Annotated in this window: 19 protein-coding genes; 10 read left to right on the forward strand and 9 right to left on the reverse strand. The window is 72.0% G+C overall.

Features of this window, described 5'->3' with window-relative positions; all coding sequences use genetic code 11:
• Window positions 1-36 precede the first annotated feature (36 nt).
• Window positions 37-861 carry an oxidoreductase gene (locus OG956_RS15960; protein ID WP_330338639.1) on the reverse strand — a complete coding sequence of 275 codons (825 nt, stop codon included), beginning with the start codon at window positions 859-861 and terminating at the stop codon, window positions 37-39.
• Window positions 862-962: 101 nt separating this feature from the next.
• On the opposite strand from OG956_RS15960, the gene OG956_RS15965 reads away from it, so the two are divergent.
• Complete coding sequence (locus tag OG956_RS15965; protein WP_330338640.1) at window positions 963-1,955, forward strand: ATP-binding protein; 993 nt, start codon at window positions 963-965, stop codon at window positions 1,953-1,955.
• 70 nt (window positions 1,956-2,025) lie between these two features.
• Here the strand turns inward: OG956_RS15965 and OG956_RS15970 are convergent, their stop codons facing one another.
• Window positions 2,026-3,315: a hypothetical protein gene (locus OG956_RS15970; protein ID WP_330338641.1), complete on the reverse strand. Its 1,290-nt coding sequence runs from the start codon at window positions 3,313-3,315 to the stop codon at window positions 2,026-2,028.
• A gap of 329 nt (window positions 3,316-3,644) precedes the next feature.
• Between OG956_RS15970 and acs the strand changes: the two genes are divergently transcribed.
• The 5 genes from acs (at window position 3,645) to OG956_RS15995 (ending at window position 9,177) form a co-directional block, all read left to right on the forward strand.
• Window positions 3,645-5,600, forward strand: a complete 1,956-nt coding sequence (acs, locus tag OG956_RS15975; protein WP_330338642.1) for an acetate--CoA ligase — start codon at window positions 3,645-3,647, stop codon at window positions 5,598-5,600.
• Window positions 5,601-5,788: 188 nt separating this feature from the next.
• Complete coding sequence (gene nhaA / locus OG956_RS15980) at window positions 5,789-7,228, forward strand: Na+/H+ antiporter NhaA (protein ID WP_330338643.1); 1,440 nt, start codon at window positions 5,789-5,791, stop codon at window positions 7,226-7,228.
• A gap of 144 nt (window positions 7,229-7,372) precedes the next feature.
• Complete coding sequence (locus OG956_RS15985) at window positions 7,373-7,861, forward strand: phage holin family protein (protein WP_330338644.1); 489 nt, start codon at window positions 7,373-7,375, stop codon at window positions 7,859-7,861.
• Window positions 7,858-8,778 (forward strand): alpha/beta fold hydrolase, encoded by a 921-nt coding sequence (locus OG956_RS15990; protein ID WP_330338645.1) that lies wholly within the window; start codon window positions 7,858-7,860, stop codon window positions 8,776-8,778. Before OG956_RS15985 ends, OG956_RS15990 begins: the two co-directional genes overlap by 4 nt.
• A 219-nt stretch (window positions 8,779-8,997) precedes the next feature.
• Window positions 8,998-9,177, forward strand: a complete 180-nt coding sequence (locus OG956_RS15995; protein ID WP_330338646.1) for a hypothetical protein — start codon at window positions 8,998-9,000, stop codon at window positions 9,175-9,177.
• A gap of 61 nt (window positions 9,178-9,238) precedes the next feature.
• Here OG956_RS15995 and OG956_RS16000 read toward each other — a convergent pair whose 3' ends face one another.
• The 3 genes from OG956_RS16000 to nth are packed head-to-tail and all read right to left on the reverse strand — an operon-like array spanning window position 9,239 to window position 12,422.
• Window positions 9,239-10,438: a MarP family serine protease gene (locus tag OG956_RS16000; RefSeq protein WP_330338647.1), complete on the reverse strand. Its 1,200-nt coding sequence runs from the start codon at window positions 10,436-10,438 to the stop codon at window positions 9,239-9,241.
• A gap of 13 nt (window positions 10,439-10,451) precedes the next feature.
• Window positions 10,452-11,174, reverse strand: coding sequence for an NUDIX hydrolase (locus OG956_RS16005; RefSeq protein WP_330338648.1), 723 nt, complete (start codon window positions 11,172-11,174; stop codon window positions 10,452-10,454).
• Between the two features lie 54 nt (window positions 11,175-11,228).
• A complete protein-coding gene (gene nth, locus OG956_RS16010; protein ID WP_330338649.1) occupies window positions 11,229-12,422 on the reverse strand; it encodes an endonuclease III in 1,194 nt (397 codons plus the stop codon).
• 276 nt (window positions 12,423-12,698) lie between these two features.
• Here nth and OG956_RS16015 point away from each other — a divergent pair, with 276 nt between their 5' ends.
• Both OG956_RS16015 and OG956_RS16020 read left to right on the forward strand, forming a co-directional pair.
• The gene (locus OG956_RS16015) at window positions 12,699-13,373 is read left to right on the forward strand and encodes a Crp/Fnr family transcriptional regulator (RefSeq protein WP_014674022.1); all 675 of its coding nucleotides are present in this window, start codon (window positions 12,699-12,701) and stop codon (window positions 13,371-13,373) included.
• 146 nt (window positions 13,374-13,519) lie between these two features.
• A complete protein-coding gene (locus OG956_RS16020; protein ID WP_330338650.1) occupies window positions 13,520-14,347 on the forward strand; it encodes a nucleotidyltransferase domain-containing protein in 828 nt (275 codons plus the stop codon).
• Here OG956_RS16020 and OG956_RS16025 read toward each other — a convergent pair.
• From OG956_RS16025 to OG956_RS16040, 4 genes are read right to left on the reverse strand one after another with little or no spacing between them, the layout of a single operon-like run.
• Window positions 14,344-15,174, reverse strand: coding sequence for an MBL fold metallo-hydrolase (locus OG956_RS16025; protein WP_330338651.1), 831 nt, complete (start codon window positions 15,172-15,174; stop codon window positions 14,344-14,346). The genes OG956_RS16020 and OG956_RS16025 overlap by 4 nt on opposite strands.
• Window positions 15,171-16,064: an NUDIX hydrolase gene (locus tag OG956_RS16030; protein WP_330338652.1), complete on the reverse strand. Its 894-nt coding sequence runs from the start codon at window positions 16,062-16,064 to the stop codon at window positions 15,171-15,173. Before OG956_RS16030 ends, OG956_RS16025 begins: the two co-directional genes overlap by 4 nt.
• A gap of 57 nt (window positions 16,065-16,121) precedes the next feature.
• Window positions 16,122-16,586, reverse strand: coding sequence for a RidA family protein (locus OG956_RS16035; protein WP_330338653.1), 465 nt, complete (start codon window positions 16,584-16,586; stop codon window positions 16,122-16,124).
• On the reverse strand, window positions 16,583-16,747 hold the full coding sequence (locus tag OG956_RS16040) for a DUF4177 domain-containing protein (RefSeq protein ID WP_136744038.1): 165 nt from the start codon (window positions 16,745-16,747) through the stop codon (window positions 16,583-16,585). Before OG956_RS16040 ends, OG956_RS16035 begins: the two co-directional genes overlap by 4 nt.
• A gap of 142 nt (window positions 16,748-16,889) precedes the next feature.
• Between OG956_RS16040 and OG956_RS16045 the strand changes: the two genes are divergently transcribed.
• Together OG956_RS16045 and OG956_RS16050 are read left to right on the forward strand one after the other, a co-directional pair.
• Window positions 16,890-17,867, forward strand: coding sequence for an ArsA-related P-loop ATPase (locus OG956_RS16045; RefSeq protein ID WP_330338654.1), 978 nt, complete (start codon window positions 16,890-16,892; stop codon window positions 17,865-17,867).
• A complete protein-coding gene (locus tag OG956_RS16050; protein WP_330338655.1) occupies window positions 17,864-19,258 on the forward strand; it encodes an ArsA family ATPase in 1,395 nt (464 codons plus the stop codon). Before OG956_RS16045 ends, OG956_RS16050 begins: the two co-directional genes overlap by 4 nt.
• Window positions 19,259-19,389 lie beyond the last annotated feature (131 nt).

The following is a 19,389-nucleotide window of genomic DNA, read 5'->3' on the forward strand; positions in this document are numbered from 1 at the left end:
CCGCAACCCATGTCCGGGGCCGTTCCGGGCGTCCCCTCAGGCCGCGCCGCGCTGCAGCGCCTCGCACACGGCCGTCGACTCGCGCGCGCCCAGTTCGACCGCCCTGCCGCAGTGCGCGATCCAGGCCGCCATGCCCTCGGGGGTGCCGGAGACGTATCCCTCCAGCGCGGCCAGATAGGCGGCGCGGCCCAGCTCGGCGTGGCCGACCTCGGCTGGGCAGATCGCCTTCGGGTCCAGGCCGCTGCCGATCAGCACGATCCGCTCCGCAGCGCGCGCGACCAGCCCGTTGTGGGACACGAAGGGCCGCAGCGCGAGCAGCTCGCCGTGCACCACGGCCGCCGTCACCAGCGCCGGAGCCGACGTCCCGGCGATGATCAGGCCGGCGAGCCCCTCAAGCCGCCCGGAGACCTCCCCGGCGTCCGGCAGCGGCAGTTCGACCAGCGGCTCGTCCACCGGCTCGCCGGCCTGGCGCGGCCTGCCCACCTCGTCGCCCTGGACCGCCGCGGCCACCACGTGCAGCCGGGCCAGCACCCTGAGGGGCGACTGCCGCCAGATGGACAGCAGCTGTCCGGCCTCCGCCGACAGCCTGAGCGCGGCGCCCATGACGCGCGCCTGAGCGTCGCCGCCGAAGTCGGTGCGCCGCCGCACCTCCTCCAGGGCCCAGTCGGCGCCGGACAGCGCCGCGGAGCCGCGGGCGCCGCGCAACGCCGCCTCGGAGGTGATCTCGGGGCTGCGCCGCCGCATGATCCGGTGCCCGTAGACCCGGTCCACGGCCTTGCGCACGGACTCCACGGATTCGGCCACTCCGGGCAGCGAGCCCAGGGTCGCGAGCGGGTCGGCGTTCGCGCCAGTCGTACTCATGAGTACGACCCTACGCACCCCATGGGCCGACCCCTCGAAGGAGTGGTCTTCTTCACCCCCTTCCTGCACGGACAGCCATCACGTGACTACGCTTGGTGAACATGAAAATTGCTTTCGTCGGGAAGGGCGGCAGCGGCAAGACCACGCTCTCCTCCCTCTTCATCCGCCATCTCGCGGCCGCCGGCGCCCCGGTGGTCGCCATCGACGCGGACATCAACCAGCACCTCGGTCCCGCGCTCGGCCTCGACGAGGCGGAGGCCGCCGCACTGCCCGCCATGGGCGAGCGGCTGGGGCTGATCAAGGAGTACCTGCGCGGGAGCAACCCGCGCATTCCCTCCCCCGCCCAGATGATCAAGACGACTCCGCCCGGCGAGGGGTCGCGGCTGGTCCGGGTGCGGGAGCCGAATCCGGTCTACGACGCCTGTGCGCGGCCGGTGGAACTCGACGGCGGCGCCGTCCGTTTGATGGTCACCGGCCCCTTCACGGACGCCGACCTGGGGGTCGCCTGCTACCACTCCAAGACGGGAGCGGTGGAGCTGTTCCTGAACCACCTCGTCGACGGCCCCGACGAGTACGTCGTGGTCGACATGACGGCCGGTTCGGACTCCTTCGCCTCCGGCATGTTCACCCGCTTCGACATGACGTTCCTCGTCGCCGAACCGACCCGGAAGGGGGTCTCCGTCTACCGCCAGTACAAGGAGTACGCCCGCGACTTCGGCGTCGCCCTGAAGGTCGTCGGCAACAAGGTCCAGGAACAGGACGACATCGACTTCCTGCGCGCGGAGGTCGGGGACGACCTGCTGGTGACCGTCGGCCGCTCGGACTGGGTGCGCGCCATGGAGAAGGGCAGGCCGCCCCGGTTCGACCTTCTGGAGGAGGCCAACGCCCGCGCTCTGCACTCCCTGCGGGCCGCCGCGGACGCCACGTACGAACACCGCGACTGGGAGCGCTACACCCGGCAGATGGTGCACTTCCACCTGAAGAACGCCGAGGCGTGGGGCAACGAACGCACCGGGGCCGACCTGGCGGCCCAGGTCGACCCCGGGTTCGTACTCGGCGAAACCCTCGGTGCACACGCCACAACGACGGTGTGACGGCCGCCGTTTGACGTCATCTGCGGCCGGCGCGTGCCCCCACGGCTCACGGGCCGGCTCGTGCGGGCGTCTACGGCCTGACCGCCGGCGCCCCGGGCACGCCCTTCGGCGCAGGGGCCGGGCGGCCGGAGAGGAAGGACGCCCAGCCCTGCCTGGGGGCCTCGCCCACCTGGAGGGTGCGCAGTTTCTCCAGCACCCGTGGATCCTGGGCGTCCAGCCAGTCGACCAGCTGATGGAAGGAGACACAGCGCACGTCGGGCTTGTAGCAGACCTCCTTCACCGTCTCCTCGACGGCGCGCATGTACGTGCCGCCGTTCCAGGACTCGAAGCGGTTGCCGATGATCAGCGGCGCGCGGTTGCCGTCGTAGGCCCGGTAGAAGCCCTTGACGAGGCCGTCGCGCATCTGGTCGCCCCAGTAGCGGAACCTGTCCGGGTCGCCCTGGGTCCGGGTGCCGGACTGGTTGACCATGAAGTTGTAGTCCATGGTCACCTGCTCGTAGATGTGCCCGGGGAACGGCACGAGCTGCATCGACAGGTCCCACAGGCCTTGCTTCTTCCCGGGCCAGACCTGCTTGTTCACCCCGCTGGAGTCGTACCGGAAGCCCAGCTCGCGGGCCGCTTTGACGAAGTTCTTCCGTCCCTCCAGGCAGGGGGTGCGGGCGCCGATCAGCTCCTTGTCGTAATCGAAGGGCAGCGGTGCCGACTTCGTCATGCCGGTGTTGGTCTTCCAGGACTTCACGAACTGCTTGGCCTGGGCGATCTCGCTCTTCCACTCGTCCACCGACCAGGTGCCCACTCCGCCGTCGGGCCCGCAGAAGTGGCCGTTGAAGTGGGTGCCGATCTCGTTGCCCTCCAGCCAGGCCAGCCGCGCCTGCTCGACGGTGTCGGCGATCCCCTTCTCGTCGTTGAAGCCGATGTCGGAGCTGCCGGGCGAGTGCCGGGGCGGCTTGTACAGGTCGCGCTTCTCCTTCGGCAGCAGGTACACGCCGCTGAGGAAGTACGTCATGGTCGCGTGGTTCTCCCTGGCGACCTGACGAAAGCGCGAGAACAGCTTCTGGCTGTCCTCGCCCGCGCCGTCCCAGGAGAACACCACGAACTGCGGCGGCTTCTGACCCGGCCTCAGCCGCTCGGGCCTGGGCAGATGGGGCTGCGAGCCGGTGTACGCGGTGGATCCGTCGCCGATCAGCCGAAGCACGCTGCCCGGCGCCGGCGCCCCCTGCTGCGGGCCGGGCGCGGCCTGCTTCGCACCATGAGAACCGTGGGAGGGCGAGGTGTGGGAGCCGGTCGCGCAACCGGCGAGCGGCGAGGCACAGGCCGCGGCGGCCAAGACGCCGACGGCGATCCTCTGGGTGGCGGCCATCTTCTCACCACCTTCTTCCTTCTCTCTGGCAATCGCTGACGTGTGCCGTTTTCTGGTGATGTGCCGGGCTTGCACCGACAGCGCCGCCAAGGTCGCACGAGACCGAGAAGGAATTAGTACGACAAGCCGATCAAACGATTACTTCACTCATGCGAGGGATCGGCTGGGCTGTCCACCGCGGAACGCCGTGCCCGACTGCCGCCGCCAGGGGGCCGACCAGCCCCACCAATAGGTCTAAACCAATTTTCCGGCGACCCTTGTCATCGGACCCCCGCGTCTGATGAGCTGTGGCCCGGGACACAACGGACACCCTTCGAGAGGGAGATGTCGTGAGCAACGAGAGCCTGGCCAACCTGCTCAAGGAAGAACGCAGGTTCGCGCCCCCCGCCGACCTGGCAGCGCACGCCAACGTCACCGCGGAGGCGTATGCACAGGCCAAGGCTGACAGGCTCGGCTTCTGGGCCGAGCAGGCCCGCCGGCTGGCCTGGGCCAAGGAACCGACCGAGACGCTGGACTGGTCGAACCCGCCGTTCGCGAAGTGGTTCAAGGACGGCGAGCTGAACGTCGCCTACAACTGCGTGGACCGGCACGTGGAGGCCGGGCACGGGGACCGTGTCGCCATCCACTTCGAGGGCGAGCCGGGCGACAGCCGCTCCCTCACCTACGCCGAGTTGAAGGACGAGGTCTCCAAGGCGGCCAACGCCCTGCTGGAGCTGGGTGTCCGCAAGGGCGACCGGGTCGCCATCTACATGCCGATGATCCCGGAGACCGCGATCGCGATGCTGGCCTCGGCCCGGATCGGCGCCACGCACTCGGTGGTCTTCGGCGGCTTCTCGGCGGACGCGCTCGCGACTCGCATCCAGGACGCGGACGCCAAGGTGGTCGTCACCGCCGACGGCGGCTACCGGCGCGGCAAGCCGTCCGCGCTCAAGCCCGCCGTGGACGAGGCGATCACCAAGGTCGACAACGTCGAGCACGTGCTGGTGGTGCGCCGCACCGGCCAGGACGTGGCGTGGACCGAGGGCCGGGACGTGTGGTGGCACGAGCTGGTCGAGCGGCAGCCGGCCGAGCACACCCCGGAGGCGTTCGAGGCGGAGCACCCGCTGTTCATCCTCTACACCTCGGGCACCACGGGGAAGCCGAAGGGCATCCTGCACACCTCCGGCGGCTACCTCACCCAGGCGGCGTACACGCACTGGGCGGTCTTCGACCTCAAGCCGGAGACGGACGTGTACTGGTGCACGGCCGATGTCGGCTGGGTCACCGGGCACTCGTACATCGTGTACGGCCCGCTGGCCAACGGCGCGACGCAGGTGATGTACGAGGGCACGCCGGACACCCCGCACCAGGGCCGGTTCTGGGAGATCGTGCAGAAGTACAAGGTCACGATCCTCTACACGGCGCCGACGGCGATCCGGACGTTCATGAAGTGGGGCGACGACATCCCCGCCAAGTTCGACCTCTCCTCCCTGCGCATCCTCGGCTCGGTGGGCGAGCCCATCAACCCCGAGGCCTGGGTCTGGTACCGGAAGAACATCGGCGCGGACCGCACGCCGGTGGTGGACACCTGGTGGCAGACCGAGACCGGCGCGATCATGATCTCGCCGCTGCCCGGCGTCACCGAGGCCAAGCCGGGCTCCGCGCAGACCCCGCTGCCCGGCATCAGCGCGACCGTCGTCGACGACGAGGCGAACGAGGTGCCCAAGGGCGGCGGTGGCTACCTGGTCCTGACCGAGCCCTGGCCGTCGATGCTGCGCACCATCTGGGGCGACGACCAGCGGTTCATCGACACCTACTGGTCCCGTTTCGAGGGCAAGTACTTCGCCGGTGACGGCGCGAAGAAGGACGACGACGGCGACATCTGGCTGCTGGGCCGGGTGGACGACGTGATGCTCGTGTCCGGGCACAACATCTCCACCACCGAGGTGGAGTCGGCGCTCGTCTCGCACCCGGCGGTCGCCGAGGCGGCCGTCGTCGGCGCCGCCGACGAGACCACCGGCCAGGCGATCGTCGCGTTCGTCATCCTGCGCGGTACGGCCGCGGAGACCGAGGCGCTCGTCGGCGAGCTGCGCGACCACGTGGGCGCCACGCTCGGCCCGATCGCCAAGCCCAAGCGGATCCTGCCGGTGGCCGAGCTGCCCAAGACCCGCTCCGGCAAGATCATGCGCCGCCTGCTGCGGGACGTGGCCGAGAACCGCCAGCTCGGTGACGTCACCACGCTGACGGACAGCACGGTCATGGACCTCATCCAGGCCAAGCTGCCCGCGGCGCCGAGCGAGGACTAGGCGCGACGGCGGCACGAGGGCGCCCGGTGCCACCACCGGGCGCCCCTTTTCGTTCGCATCCCTAACGTTCTGTGTCAAAGACTGGTAAAGTGGCGGGCTCAGGGTGTGCCGGGAAGTCTGGTCGGCGACGCCGTCGGCGACCGTGCGCGACGGCGTGATCATCGCCGTACGACCCGGAGGTCCCCGCCGTGGCCGCACCCCGCACCCGCACCCCCCGCAAGGCCTTCGGACGCCTGTCGCTGCCCGAGCGCGCCTTCGTCGCGGACGCGCTGCGGACCGAGACCGTCGGCGGCGTCCTGCTGCTCCTCGCCGCCGTGGCGGCGCTGATCTGGGCGAACATCCCGGGCCTGCACGACAGCTACGAGTCCGTCAGCCACTTCCGCCTCGGCCCGGGCACGCTCGGCCTGCACCTGTCCCTGGCGCACTGGGCCGCCGACGGCCTGCTCACGGTGTTCTTCTTCGTCGCCGGCATCGAGCTCAAGCGCGAACTGGTCGCCGGCGACCTGCGCGACCCCGCGGCAGCCGCCCTGCCCGTGGTGGCCGCGCTGTGCGGGATGGCCGTACCGGCGCTCGTCTACACGGTCACCAACCTCACCGGAAACGGCTCGGCACAGGGCTGGGCGGTGCCCACCGCCACCGACATCGCGTTCGCCCTCGCCGTCCTCGCGGTGATCGGCACCTCCCTGCCCAGCTCGCTGCGGGCCTTCCTGCTCACCCTCGCTGTGGTCGACGACCTCTTCGCGATCCTGATCATCGCGGTCTTCTTCACCGGCGGTCTGGACTACACCGCGCTCGGCGGGGCCGTCGCCGGGCTGGTCGTGTTCTGGCTGCTGCTGCGCAAGGGCGTCCGCGGCTGGTACGTGTACCTTCCGCTCGCCGTGGTGATCTGGGCGCTGATGCACCACAGCGGCGTGCACGCCACCATCGCCGGCGTGGCGATGGGCCTGATGCTGCGCTGCACCACCCGGGAGGGTGAGCGGCGCTCGCCCGGCGAGCACGTCGAGCACCTGGTGCGGCCCTTCTCCGCCGGGTTCGCCGTGCCCGTGTTCGCGCTGTTCAGCGCGGGGGTCGCCGTCACGGGCGGGACGCTCGGGGACGTGTTCGGCAGGCCGCAGACGCTGGGTGTGGTGCTGGGGCTCGTGCTCGGCAAGACGATCGGCATCTTCGGCGGCGCCTGGCTGGCCGTCCGCTTCACCCGCGCCTCCCTCAGCGAGGACCTCGCCTGGGCGGACGTCTTCGCGGTGGCCTGCCTCGCCGGCATCGGCTTCACCGTCTCCCTGCTCATCGGCGAACTCGCCTTCGCCGGGGACGCCGTCCTCACCGACGAGGTCAAGGCGTCCGTCCTCGTCGGCTCGCTCGTCGCGGCGACGTGCGCCACGGTGCTGCTGAAGATACGCAACGCCAAGTACCGCAGGCTGTGCGAGGAGGAGGAGCGCGACGAGGACCGCGACGGCATCCCGGACGTCTACGAGCAGGACGACCCCGCCTACCACCTGCGGATGGCCGAGATCCACGAGCGCAAGGCCGCCGAACACCGCCGTATCGCCGCCGGGAAGGCCGCGCCGGCGCGCCACGGGCTTCAGGAAGTGCCGGGCGGGGCAGGCGAGGAGGACGACCGTCCGGCATGATCTGACGAGACGGTACAAAACAAGACGGCCACACCGGCGGGCCGCCGGCCAGTACGACGTCATGCGCACGACGCCGCGCGCACGACGTCACGACGGCACGGCACCGGCACGCCGCGGCACAACAGACCTCTGAGGGAGAACGCGATGAGCGCACCCGACGGCAGCCCGGTCGGCGCCGAACGCAGCATCGGCCAGCTGTTCGCCTCGGCTACGACCGAATTGTCGGCGCTGGTGCACGACGAGATCGCCCTGGCCAAGGCCCAGCTGAAGCAGGACGTCAAGCGCGGCGCGACCAGCGGCGGCGCGTTCACGGCGGCCCTCGTGCTGCTCGTCTTCTCGCTCCCGATGCTCAACTTCGCCCTCGCCTACGGCATCCGGACCTGGAGCGGCTGGAACCTGGCGATCTGCTTCGTGCTGTCCTTCGCCGCGAACGTGCTCGTCGCCGGCCTCCTCGCCCTGACCGGCATGGTGTTCGCGAAGAAGGCCAAGAAGGGCAAGGGCCCGCAGAAGGTGGCCGCCTCGATGAAGGAGACGGCGAACGTCCTGCAGCACGCCAAGCCGCACCCGCGCGCGGAACGTCCCGAGGACCGGGCCCCCGCGGCCATCGAGGCTGTGGCACGCTCACAGTCATGACGGAACCCGCTCCCTCGGCCGTACGGATCGAAGGTCCCTGGCTGCACAGGGACGTCGCCGCCAACGGCGCCCGCTTCCACATCGCCGAGCTCGGCGACGGCCCGCTGGTGCTGCTGCTGCACGGCTTCCCGCAGTTCTGGTGGGCCTGGCGGCACCAGCTGGTCGCGCTCGCGGACGCCGGCTACCGGGCGGTGGCGATGGACCTGCGGGGCGTCGGCGGCAGCGACCGCACGCCCCGCGGATACGACCCGGCGAACCTCGCGCTCGACGTCACCGGCGTGATCCGCTCGCTCGGCGAGCCGGACGCGGCGGTGGTCGGCCACGACCTGGGCGGCTATCTGGCGTGGACGGCCGCGGCGATGCGGCCCAAGCTCGTCCGGCGGCTCGCCGTGGTGTCCATGCCGCATCCCCGGCGCTGGCGGGCGGCGATGCTGCGGGACGCCCGGCAGACGGCCGCCAACTCCTACATCTGGGGCTTCCAGCGGCCGTGGCTCCCGGAGCGTCAACTCACCGCGGACGGCGGCGCACTGGTGGGCCGGCTGATCCGGGACTGGTCCGGGCCGCGGCAGCCGGAGGACAAGACGCTGGAGACCTACCAGCGCGCCATGTGCATCCCGTCGACCGCCCACTGCGCGATCGAGCCGTACCGCTGGCTGGTGCGCTCGCTGGCCCGGCCCGACGGCATCCAGTTCAACCGACGGATGAAACGCCCGGTCCGGGTGCCCACGCTGCATCTGCACGGCTCGCTGGACCCGGTGACGCGCACGCGCAGCGCGGCCGGTTCGGGCGAGTACGTCGAAGCGCCGTACCGCTGGCGGCTGTTCGACGGCCTCGGTCACTTCCCGCACGAGGAGGACCCGGCGGCGTTCTCCGCGGAACTGGTCAACTGGCTGAAGGACCCCGAGCCGGACCGGTGACCAACACGGGTGGCGACGCCCGCCGGTGAGCGACACCCGGAACCGGCGAAGTTCACCCGTACCGGTGACGTGTGCCGGTGACCGTGCGGTGACGGTTCGATGCGCGGAGTATCCGGTTCCTGAACAGGTGTCCCCCGAACGGCCACATGCCTGCCGCATAGGCCAATTGGACGGCGCTCAGGCGGTTATCGACCTTCGGGCAGGGGCACACGTCCGGGTATGGGCTGGACGCACGACTACAGTGACGCACCCCGCACCCGCCGCTCCGCCGCGGGTCTGAGCACGCCTCGGCGCGGCAACGCGCAACTCGCGGAAGGAGACCTCCGGGTGGGCATTCCGCGCATCCTGCGCCGCCGGGCGCGCTGGGTCTCGGTGCGTCTGCGTCACCCGCGCGGCTGAGCCCGCCGTCGACCGTCGCCCTTCCTGAGGAGAGGCCTCCCCAGGCCGCCGGGCGTACCGGTCACAGGGCGCAGCTGTCCGTACCCACCTGCTCGTTCGCCGCACGCCCCTGGGCGATGTCGGGCCGGATCTCGTCCGCCGTGAGGGCGTAGCCGGTCTCGGCGTCGTCGAGGGACTTGGCGAACACGACGCCGTACACCCGGCCGTCGGGGGTGAGCAGCGGGCCGCCCGAGTTGCCCTGGCGGACGGTCGTGTACAGCGAGTAGACGTCGCGGCGGACGGTGCCGCGGTGGTAGATGTCCGGGCCGTTGGCCGCGATGCGCCCGCGCACACGCGCGGCGCGCACGTCGTACGAGCCGTTCTCCGGGAAGCCCGCGACGATCGCGCCGTCGCCGCCGGCCGCGTCCTGGGCGGAGAACCGCAGGGCGGTCGCCTTCAGGTCGGGTACGTCCAGTACGGCGATGTCGCGCTTCCAGTCGTACAGGACGACCTTGGCGTCGTACGTGCGGCCCTCGCCGCCTATCTGCACCGTGGGCGCGTCGACGCCGCCGACGACGTGCGCGTTGGTCATGACCCTGCGGTCGGCGAACACGAAGCCGGTGCCCTCCAGCACCTTGCCGCAGCTCTGCGCGGTGCCGGTGACCTTGACGATGGAGCGCTGGGCGCGCACCGCGACCTGGCTGTTCGCGAGCGCCGGGTCGGGCGGCCGGACGTCCTTGATCGGCTCGTTGGCGAACGGGCTGAAGACCTGCGGGAAGCCGTTCTGCGCGAGGACGGAGGAGAAGTCCGCGAACCAGGTGTCGGCCTGCGCGGGGAGCGCCCGGGAGACGCCGAGCAGCACCTTGGAGCCGCGGACCTCCCTGCCGAGCGTCGGCAGGGTGGTGCCGGCGAGGGCGGAGCCGATCAGCCAGGCCACCAGCAGCATGGCGACGACGTTGACCAGGGCGCCGCCGGTGGCGTCCAGGGCGCGGGCCGGGGACCAGGTGATGTACCGGCGCAGCTTGTTGCCGAGATGGGTGGTCAGGGCCTGGCCGACGGAGGCGCAGACGATGACGACGACCACGGCGACCACGGCGGCGGTGGTGCCCACGTCCGCGTTGTCAGTCACGGCGTCCCAGACCACGGGCAGCGCGTACACGGCGACGAGACCGCCGCCCAGGAACCCGATCACCGACAGGATGCCCACGACGAAGCCCTGGCGGTAGCCGACGACCGCGAACCACACGGCCGCGACCAGCAACAGGATGTCCAGCACATTCACGGAGGACACCCTGTCATGCGCGCCAGTCCAGCGGGACCTGCTTCTCCCTGTCCCAGGGGCGCTCCCAGCCCGCGTAGTGCAGCAGGCGGTCGATCACTCCGGCCGTGAAACCCCAGACCAGAGCCGATTCGACCAGGAATGCCGGGCCGCGGTGCCCGCTGGGGTGGACGGCGGTGGCGCGGTTGGCGGGGTCCGTGAGATCCGCCACGGGGACCGTGAACACCCGCGCCGTCTCGTTCGGATCGACGACGCCGACCGGGCTGGGCTCGCGCCACCAGCCGAGCACGGGCGTGACGACGAAACCGCTGACCGGGATGTACAGCGCGGGCAGCACGCCGAAGAGCTGGACGCCGGACGGGTCGAGGCCGGTCTCCTCCTGGGCCTCGCGCAGCGCGGCTCTGAGCGGGCCGTCGGCGTGCGGATCGCCGTCCTCGGGGTCGAGCGCGCCGCCCGGGAAGGACGGCTGCCCCGCGTGCGAGCGCAGCGAGCCGGCGCGCTCGATCAGCAGCAGCTCCGGGCCGCGCTCGCCCTCGCCGAACAGGATCAGCACGGCCGACTTGCGGCCCGAGCCGTTCTCCGGCGGCAGGAAGCGGCTCAGCTGGAGCGGCTCGACCGTCTCAGCGGCGCGCACCACCGGCGCCAGCCACTCCGGCAGCCCCTCCTTGCTCAGCGTCACCTGTCCGCGCACCGCACCACGCGTCACCGCACCGCCCCGTGTCTCACCGGTCCTCGCCATCGCCGCCCCCCTCGCTCCGCCTGTCCAACGTCCGAGGACCCCGAGATCGTTCCGTCACGCGGCCCCCAGGGGCGGGGCCGGCCTGCCGCCCGCGTCGAGATAGGCCTGCGGGGGCTTCAGCCGCTGGCCGGGGAAGCCGCCCTTCTCGTACTTCAGCAGCTTCTTCGCCTTCTCCGGGTCGGTCTCGCCCTCGCCGTAGGCCGGGCACAGCGGGGCGATCGGGCAGGCTCCGCAGGCGGGCTTGCGGGCGTGGCAGATACGGCGGCCGTGCCAGATCACGTGGTGGGACAGGTCGGTCCACTCGCTCTTCGGGAACAGCGCGCCGACGGCGGCCTCGATCTTGTCCGGGTCGGTCTCGTCGGTCCACCGCCAGCGCCTGACCAGCCGCTGGAAGTGGGTGTCCACGGTGATCCCGGGCCGGCCGAAGGCGTTGCCGAGCACGACGAACGCGGTCTTGCGGCCGACGCCGGGCAGCTTGACCAGGTCCTCGAGCCTGCCGGGCACCTCGCCGCCGAAGTCCTCCACCAGGGCCTTGGAGAGCCCTATGACCGACTTGGTCTTGGCCCGGAAGAACCCGCAGGGGCGCAGGATCTCCTCGACCTCCTCCGGGTTGGCGGCGGCCAGGTCCTCGGGGGACGGGTACTTCGCGAAGAGCGCCGGGGTCGTCTGGTTGACGCGCAGGTCCGTGGTCTGGGCCGACAGCACGGTGGCGACGAGCAGCTGGAAGGGGTTGTCGAAGTCCAGCTCGGGGTGGGCGTACGGGTACACCTCGGCCAGCTCGCGGTTGATACGGCGGGCGCGGCGGACCAGGGCGGTACGGGACTCGTCCCCCGGCGGCCGGACCGCGACCTTCTTGACGGCCGCCGCCTTCTTCACGGCGACGGGCTTCCCGGTCGCCACGACCTTCTCGACCGGAGAGACCTTCCTGGCGGAGGCCTTCTTGGCGGAGCCCGTCTTCGCGGGGGCCTTCTTGGCCGTCTTCGCGGGGGCCTTCTTGGCGGGGGCGGCCTTCTTGGCCTGAGCGGACTTGGCCGGGGCGGTCTTCTTGGCGGCGGTCTTCTTGGCCGCCGTGGTCTTGCCCGCCGCCGTCTTCCTGCCCGCAGCGGTCCTGCCCGCCGTGGTCTCCCCCGCCGTCGTCTCCTCGGGCGCCGTCTCCTTGCCCGCCGCCGTCTTCTCGACGGAGCCCCGAGTGACCTTTTTTGCCGTTTTTCCGGTTTTCTTATCACCGCCGGGGCTCTGTTCGCCCACAGCGGAATCGCGACGTACAACCACCCGCTAAGCCCCCTTGGCCTGTGCTCTCACCGGCGATTTGGACACCCGGCCAGCCTAGAGCCCGGCACCGACATCCGCCCCGGACCCCGAGGACCGGCCCCCGATTGGACCCCTGACGCTTACCTCGGGACACCTGTGCGGCATCCTTGTGACAGATCACACTGTTTGGACCGTCCGGCAAAATGGGGAACACGGTCCCCTGACACTCGGGGGAGCAAGATCCTCTGAGCAGGTCGACAAGGAGAGAACTCAGTGGACGACGTTCTGCGGCGCAACCCGCTCTTCGCGGCTCTCGACGACGAGCAGGCCGCGGAGCTTCGCGCCTCCATGAGCGAGGTGACCCTCGCACGCGGCGACTCCCTCTTCCACGAGGGCGACCCCGGCGACCGGCTGTACGTCGTCACCGAGGGCAAGGTCAAGCTGCACCGCACCTCCCCCGACGGCCGCGAGAACATGCTCGCCGTCGTCGGCCCCGGCGAGCTGATCGGTGAGCTGTCGCTGTTCGACCCGGGCCCGCGTACGGCGACCGCGACCGCGCTGACCGAGGTCAAGCTGCTCGGTCTCGGCCACGGCGACCTCCAGCCCTGGCTGAACGCCCGGCCCGAGGTGGCCGGCGCCCTGCTGCGCGCCGTCGCCCGCCGTCTGCGCAAGACCAACGACGCCATGTCGGACCTGGTCTTCTCCGACGTCCCCGGCCGCGTGGCGCGCGCCCTGCTGGACCTGTCGCGCCGCTTCGGCGTGCAGTCCGAGGAGGGCATCCACGTCGTCCACGACCTCACCCAGGAGGAGCTGGCCCAGCTGGTCGGCGCCTCGCGCGAGACCGTGAACAAGGCGCTGGCGGACTTCGCGCAGCGCGGCTGGCTCCGCCTGGAGGCGCGGGCCGTCATCCTGCTGGACGTGGAGAGGCTGGCCAAGCGGTCGCGCTGACGCCCGCGGCTGCCGTACGACGGCGTACGACCCCGGGGTCCGCTTCTCGCGAGCGGGCCCCGCTGTCGTCACCGGCCCGCTCGGCGGGCCGGGGCGCGCGCCGTAAATGCGCCGCACGTCCGCCTCGCAGGGGTCACAGTTGCCCCATGGCTGAAACGATCCTCCGGCCCGGGCTGGACGAGCAGGGCTTCATCGCGCGCGAAGGCTCCCTCGCGCGCGTGCCCGGCGTCTTCCGTCCCGTCGTGGCCGCGGCGCGCGACCGGCTGACGGCCGCCTTCGGGCCGCGGCTGCACAGCGCCTACCTCTACGGCTCCATCCCGCGCGGCACCGCGCGCGTGGGCCGCAGCGACCTGGACCTGCTGGTCGCGCTCCGGGACGAGCCGGCCGACGCCGACCGGGACGCCGTACGGGCGCTCGGCGAGGCCGTCGACGGCGAGTTCCCGCAGATCGACGGCGTCGGCACGCTGCTGTACGGCCGGGACCGGCTGCTGAGCGAGCGGGAGCGGTACGACATGGGGTGGTTCGTGGCCTGCCTGTGCACCCCGCTGCTCGGCGAGGACCTCGCCGAGTACCTGCCGCGCTACCGCCCGGACTCCCTGCTCGCCCGCGAGACCAACGGCGACCTGGCGCTGTGGCTGCCCCGCTGGCGGCAGCGGATCGCGGACGCCGAGGACACCGAGGCGGCCCGGCGGCCCCTCGTGCGCTTCATGTCCCGGCACCTCGTCCGCACCGGCTTCACGCTCGTCATGCCCCGCTGGAAGGGCTGGACGAGCGATCTGCACGAGATGGCCGAGGTGTGCGGGGCGTACTACCCCGAGCGGGCCGCACAGCTGCGGACGGCGGCGCGGTACGGCCGCGAGCCCGTCGGCGACGCCGGGGTCCTGCGGTCGTACGTGGACGACCTGGGGCCCTGGCTCGCCGGCGAGTACGCGCGCGTGCACGGCGTGAAGGCGCCCCGGCCGGACGGCCCCTAGATGAGCCCGTGCTCGCTCAGATAGTCCAGCTGGGCCCGTACCGACAGCTCCGCCGCCGGCCACAGGGAGCGGTCCACGTCGGCGTAGACGTGGGCGACGACCTCGGCGGGGGTGCGGTGCCCGTCCTCGACCGCTGTCTCCACCTGGGCGAGCCGGTGGGCGCGGTGGGCGAGGTAGAACTCGACGGCGCCCTGCGCGTCCTCCAGGACCGGCCCGTGGCCCGGCAGGACGGTGTGCACGCCGTCGTCGACGGTGAGGGACCGCAGACGGCGCAGGGAGTCCAGATAGTCGCCCAGGCGGCCGTCGGGGTGCGCCACGACCGTCGTACCGCGCCCGAGGATGGTGTCCCCGGTCAGCACGGCCCGGTCGGCCGGGAGATGGAAGCACAGCGAGTCCGCGGTGTGCCCGGGCGTCGGCACGACCCGCAGCTCCAGGCCGCCGACGGCGATCACGTCCCCGGCGGCCAGGCCCTCGTCGCCCAGGCGCAGCGCCGGATCGAGGGCACGCACGCGCGTGCCGGTCAGTTCCGCGAAACGGGCGGCGCCCTCGGCGTGGTCGGGGTGGCCGTGGGTGAGCAGGGTCAGGGCTATGCGCCGGCCGGCCTTCTCGGCGGTGTCGACGACGGTGCGCAGATGGCCGTCGTCCAGGGGGCCCGGGTCGATCACCACGGCGAGGTCGGAGTCGGGCTCGGCGACGATCCAGGTGTTGGTGCCGTCCAGGGTCATCGGGGAGGCGTTGGGCGCGAGGACGTTCACGGCCCGTTCGGTGGCCGGGCCGGAGCGCACCTGGCCGCGCGGCTGGCCGGGCAGCGTGCTTGCTTCGGTCATGCGGGGCCTCCGCCCGTGATCTCGGCGCCCGTCGGAGCCGTCGGGATGTGCTTGGTGAACTCGTCGTGCCCGGGCCAGGACAGGACGATCTCGCCGTCCTGGAGGCGGGCGCGGGCCAGCACCGGGGTCATGTCGCGCCCGGGGGCGGCCGCGAGCGTCTCGGCGGCGGAGGCGTACGGCAGCAGCTGGCGCAGGGTGGCGATGGTGGGCGGCATCATGAGCAGTTCGCCCTTGTCGTAGCGGGCGGCGGCCTCGGCCGGGCGGATCCACACCGTGCGGTCGGCCTCCGTGGAGGCGTTCCGGGTGCGCTGGCCCTCGGGCAGCGCCGCCACGAAGAACCAGGTGTCGTAGCGGCGGGACTCGAACTCCGGGGTGATCCAGCGGGTCCAGGCGCCCAGCAGGTCGGAGCGCAGCACGAGACCGCGCCGGTCGAGGAACTCGGCGAAGGACAGCTCGCGCGCGACCAGCGCGGCGCGGTCGGCCTCCCAGTCCTCCCCGGTGGTGTCGCCGACGACCGAGTCCGCGTCGGGCCCGGCGAGCAGCACGCCGGCCTCCTCGTACGTCTCGCGCACGGCCGCGCAGACGATGGCCTGGGCGCCCGGCTCGTCCACGCCGAGCCGCTCGGCCCACCACGCGCGCGTGGGGCCCGCCCAGCGCACCAGGCGGTCGTCGTCGCGCGGGTCGACGCCGCCGCCCGGATACGCGTACGCGCCTCCGGCGAAGGCCATGGAGGCGCGTCTGCGCAGCATGTGGACCGCGGGGCCGTCCGGCGTGTCCTTCAGGAGCAGCACCGTGGCCGCGCGCCGGGGGGACACCGGGGTGAGGGTGCCGGCCGCGAGCGCGCGGATGCGGTCGGGCCACTCCGGGGGGTACCACTGACCGTTCGCCATGGCCGGAGGCTATCCCGTGTAGGGCGAATGTTCGAGAGCTGCCCGAGGTCAGCGGGGTTACTGAGCCAGCTCGACCTGGATCTCCACCTCGACCGGCGCGTCCAGCGGCAGCACCGCGACGCCGACGGCGCTGCGGGCGTGCACGCCCTTGTCGCCGAGGACCTCGCCGAGCAGTTCGCTGGCGCCGTTGACGACACCGGGCTGCCCGGTGAAGTCGGCCGCGGAGGCGACGAAGCCGACGACCTTCACCACGCGCGCGATGCGGTCCAGGTCGCCGGTGACGGACTTCACCGCGGCGAGCGCGTTCAGCGCGCAGATCCGGGCCAGGTCCTTGGCCTCCTCGGCGGTGACCTCGGCGCCCACCTTGCCGGTGACCGGCAGCTTGCCCTCGACCATCGGCAGCTGGCCGGCGGTGTAGACGTACGCGCCGGACTGCACGGCCGGCTGGTACGCGGCCAGCGGCGGCACGACCTCCGGCAGGGTCAGCCCCAGTTCGGCCAGCTTGGCCTCGACCCCGCTCATGCCTGCTTCTCCCGCTTCAGGTAGGCGACGAGCTGCTCGGGGTTGTTGGGCCCGGGCACGACCTGGACGAGCTCCCAGCCGTCCTCGCCCCAGGTGTCCAGGATCTGCTTCGTGGCGTGGACGAGCAGCGGCACGGTGGCGTATTCCCACTTCTTGGTCATGGGGCCGACTGTATCCGCTGTGGCCGGCGGGGCCGGCGGCCGACCGGCGGCGGCGTCGTCCACAGGCCGGGCAGCCGGCTGTGACCTTCGTTATCCACAGCCTCCCGCGTGAGTGTCGGGCGGACTGGTTAGTCTCGAAGACGTGAGCAGGCTCCAGGTCGTCAGCGGCAAGGGCGGGACCGGAAAGACGACGGTCGCCGCCGCACTGGCGCTGGCCCTCGCCACCGAGGGGAAGCGGACGCTTCTCGTCGAGGTCGAGGGCCGGCAGGGCATCGCCCAGCTTTTCGAGACGGAGGCGTTGCCGTACGAGGAGCGGAAGATCGCGGTGGCTCCGGGCGGCGGTGAGGTGTACGCCCTGGCCATAGACGCCGAACTGGCCCTTCTGGACTACCTGCAGATGTTCTACAAGCTCGGGGGCGCGGGCCGGGCCCTGAAGAAGCTGGGCGCGATCGACTTCGCCACCACCGTCGCGCCGGGCATCCGGGACGTCCTGCTGACCGGCAAGGCCTGCGAGGCGGTGCGCCGCAAGGACCGCTCCGGGAGGTTCGTGTACGACTACGTCGTCATGGACGCCCCGCCGACGGGCCGCATCACCCGGTTCCTGAACGTGAACGACGAGGTGGCGGGCCTGGCGAAGATCGGCCCGATACACAACCAGGCGCAGGCCGTGATGCGGGTGCTGAAGTCGCCGGAGACGGCGGTGCACCTGGTGACGCTGCTGGAGGAGATGCCGGTCCAGGAGACCGCCGACGGCATCGCCGAACTCCGCGCGGCGCGCCTGCCGGTGGGCCGGGTCATCGTGAACATGGTCCGCCCGGAGGTGTTGGACGCGGCCGACCTGGAACTCGTACGGACCGTGGAGCGTTCCTCCGTCGCACAGGCGCTCTCGGCCGCGGGGCTCGGCGGGGCCCGGCGGGGCGGGAACGCGGAGAAGCTGGTGGACCCGCTGCTGGAGCAGGCGGCGGAGTACGCCGAGCGGTACGCGCTGGAGCAGGAGCAGCGCGCGGTCCTCGGCGAGCTGGGCCTGCCGCTGGGCGAACTGCCGCTGCTCGCCGAGGGCATGGACCTGGCGGGCCTGTACGAACTCGCCACCGAGCTGCGGAAGCAGGGGTTGACATGAGTCCGGACCCGGCCGAGGCATCCGAGACGGCAGTGACGGCCGACGGGCTGGAGACGGCCCAGGGCCCCGCGACGGCCGAGGGGTGGGACAAGCCCCACGGTCTCTCCCCCGCGCGCGTGCTGGACGTCGACCCGCTGCTGGACGACCCGAAGACCCGGATCGTGGTGTGCTGCGGCTCGGGCGGGGTCGGCAAGACGACGACCGCCGCGGCCCTCGGACTGCGGGCGGCCGAGCGGGGCCGCAAGGTGGTCGTGCTGACCATCGACCCGGCCCGGCGGCTGGCCCAGTCGATGGGCATCGACTCCCTCGACAACGTCCCGCGCCGGGTGAAGGGCACCGAGGGCGAGGGCGAACTGCACGCCATGATGCTCGACATGAAGCGCACCTTCGACGAGGTCGTGGAGGCGCACGCGGATCCGGAGCGGGCGGCCGCGATCCTGGCGAACCCCTTCTACCAGTCGCTCTCGGCGGGCTTCGCGGGCACGCAGGAGTACATGGCGATGGAGAAGCTCGGCCAGCTGCGGGCGCGGGACGAGTGGGACCTGATCGTCGTCGACACCCCGCCGTCCCGCTCGGCGCTGGACTTCCTGGACGCGCCCAAGCGGCTGGGCTCCTTCCTGGACGGCCGGCTGATCCGCCTGCTGACCGCGCCGGCCAAGCTCGGCGGGCGCGCGGGCATGGCCTTCCTCAACGTCGGCATGTCGATGATGACCGGCACGCTCGGCAAGCTGCTCGGCGGCCAGCTGCTGAAGGACGTCCAGACGTTCGTGGCCGCGATGGACACCACCTTCGGCGGTTTCCGCACGCGCGCGGACGCCACCTACAAGCTGCTCCAGGCGCCCGGCACGGCCTTCGTGGTGGTCGCGGCGCCGGAGCGGGACGCGTTGCGGGAGGCGGCGTACTTCGTGGAGCGGCTGGCCGCGGAGAAGATGCCGCTGGTGGGCCTGGTGCTGAACCGCGTCCATGGCACCGGCGCCGGGCGGCTGTCGGCGGAGCGGGCGCTCGCCGCCGCCGAAAATCTTGAGGACCGCCGCATTGTGGATCAGGGCGGCGGGAAAGCTGGACTTCGTAACTCTCCCGACGCATACGGCAGTTCGCGATCTCCCGCATCCGAGGCCGCAGCCGGCGCCCCTGCTTCCGAGGAAGGCTCCCCCGCCGACACGGAGCGCTCCGTCGACCGGCTCACCGCGGGACTGCTGCGCCTGCACGCCGACCGCATGCACCTGCTCGCGCGCGAGCGGCGCACGCGTGACCGTTTCATCGCCCGGCACCCCGAGGTGGCGGTCGTGGAAGTGCCCGCGCTGCCCGGCGACGTCCACGACCTCGCGGGCCTGCGCGACATCGGCGCCCGACTGGCAGCGGGCGCGAGAGAGCCGACGGAGCTGCCGTAGCGCGGCATCGGCCGACCGCTGCGGAGCGGCCGGGCGCGGGTGAAGCCGTACGCGCGGCGGTCGTCGTGCACGCGCGCTGACGGTCCTGCGTGGGGGGTGGCATGCGCGGACGGCGTCGACGGCACGTGCGC

This window comes from Streptomyces sp. NBC_00557 (assembly GCF_036345995.1).
GTDB lineage: Bacteria > Actinomycetota > Actinomycetes > Streptomycetales > Streptomycetaceae > Streptomyces.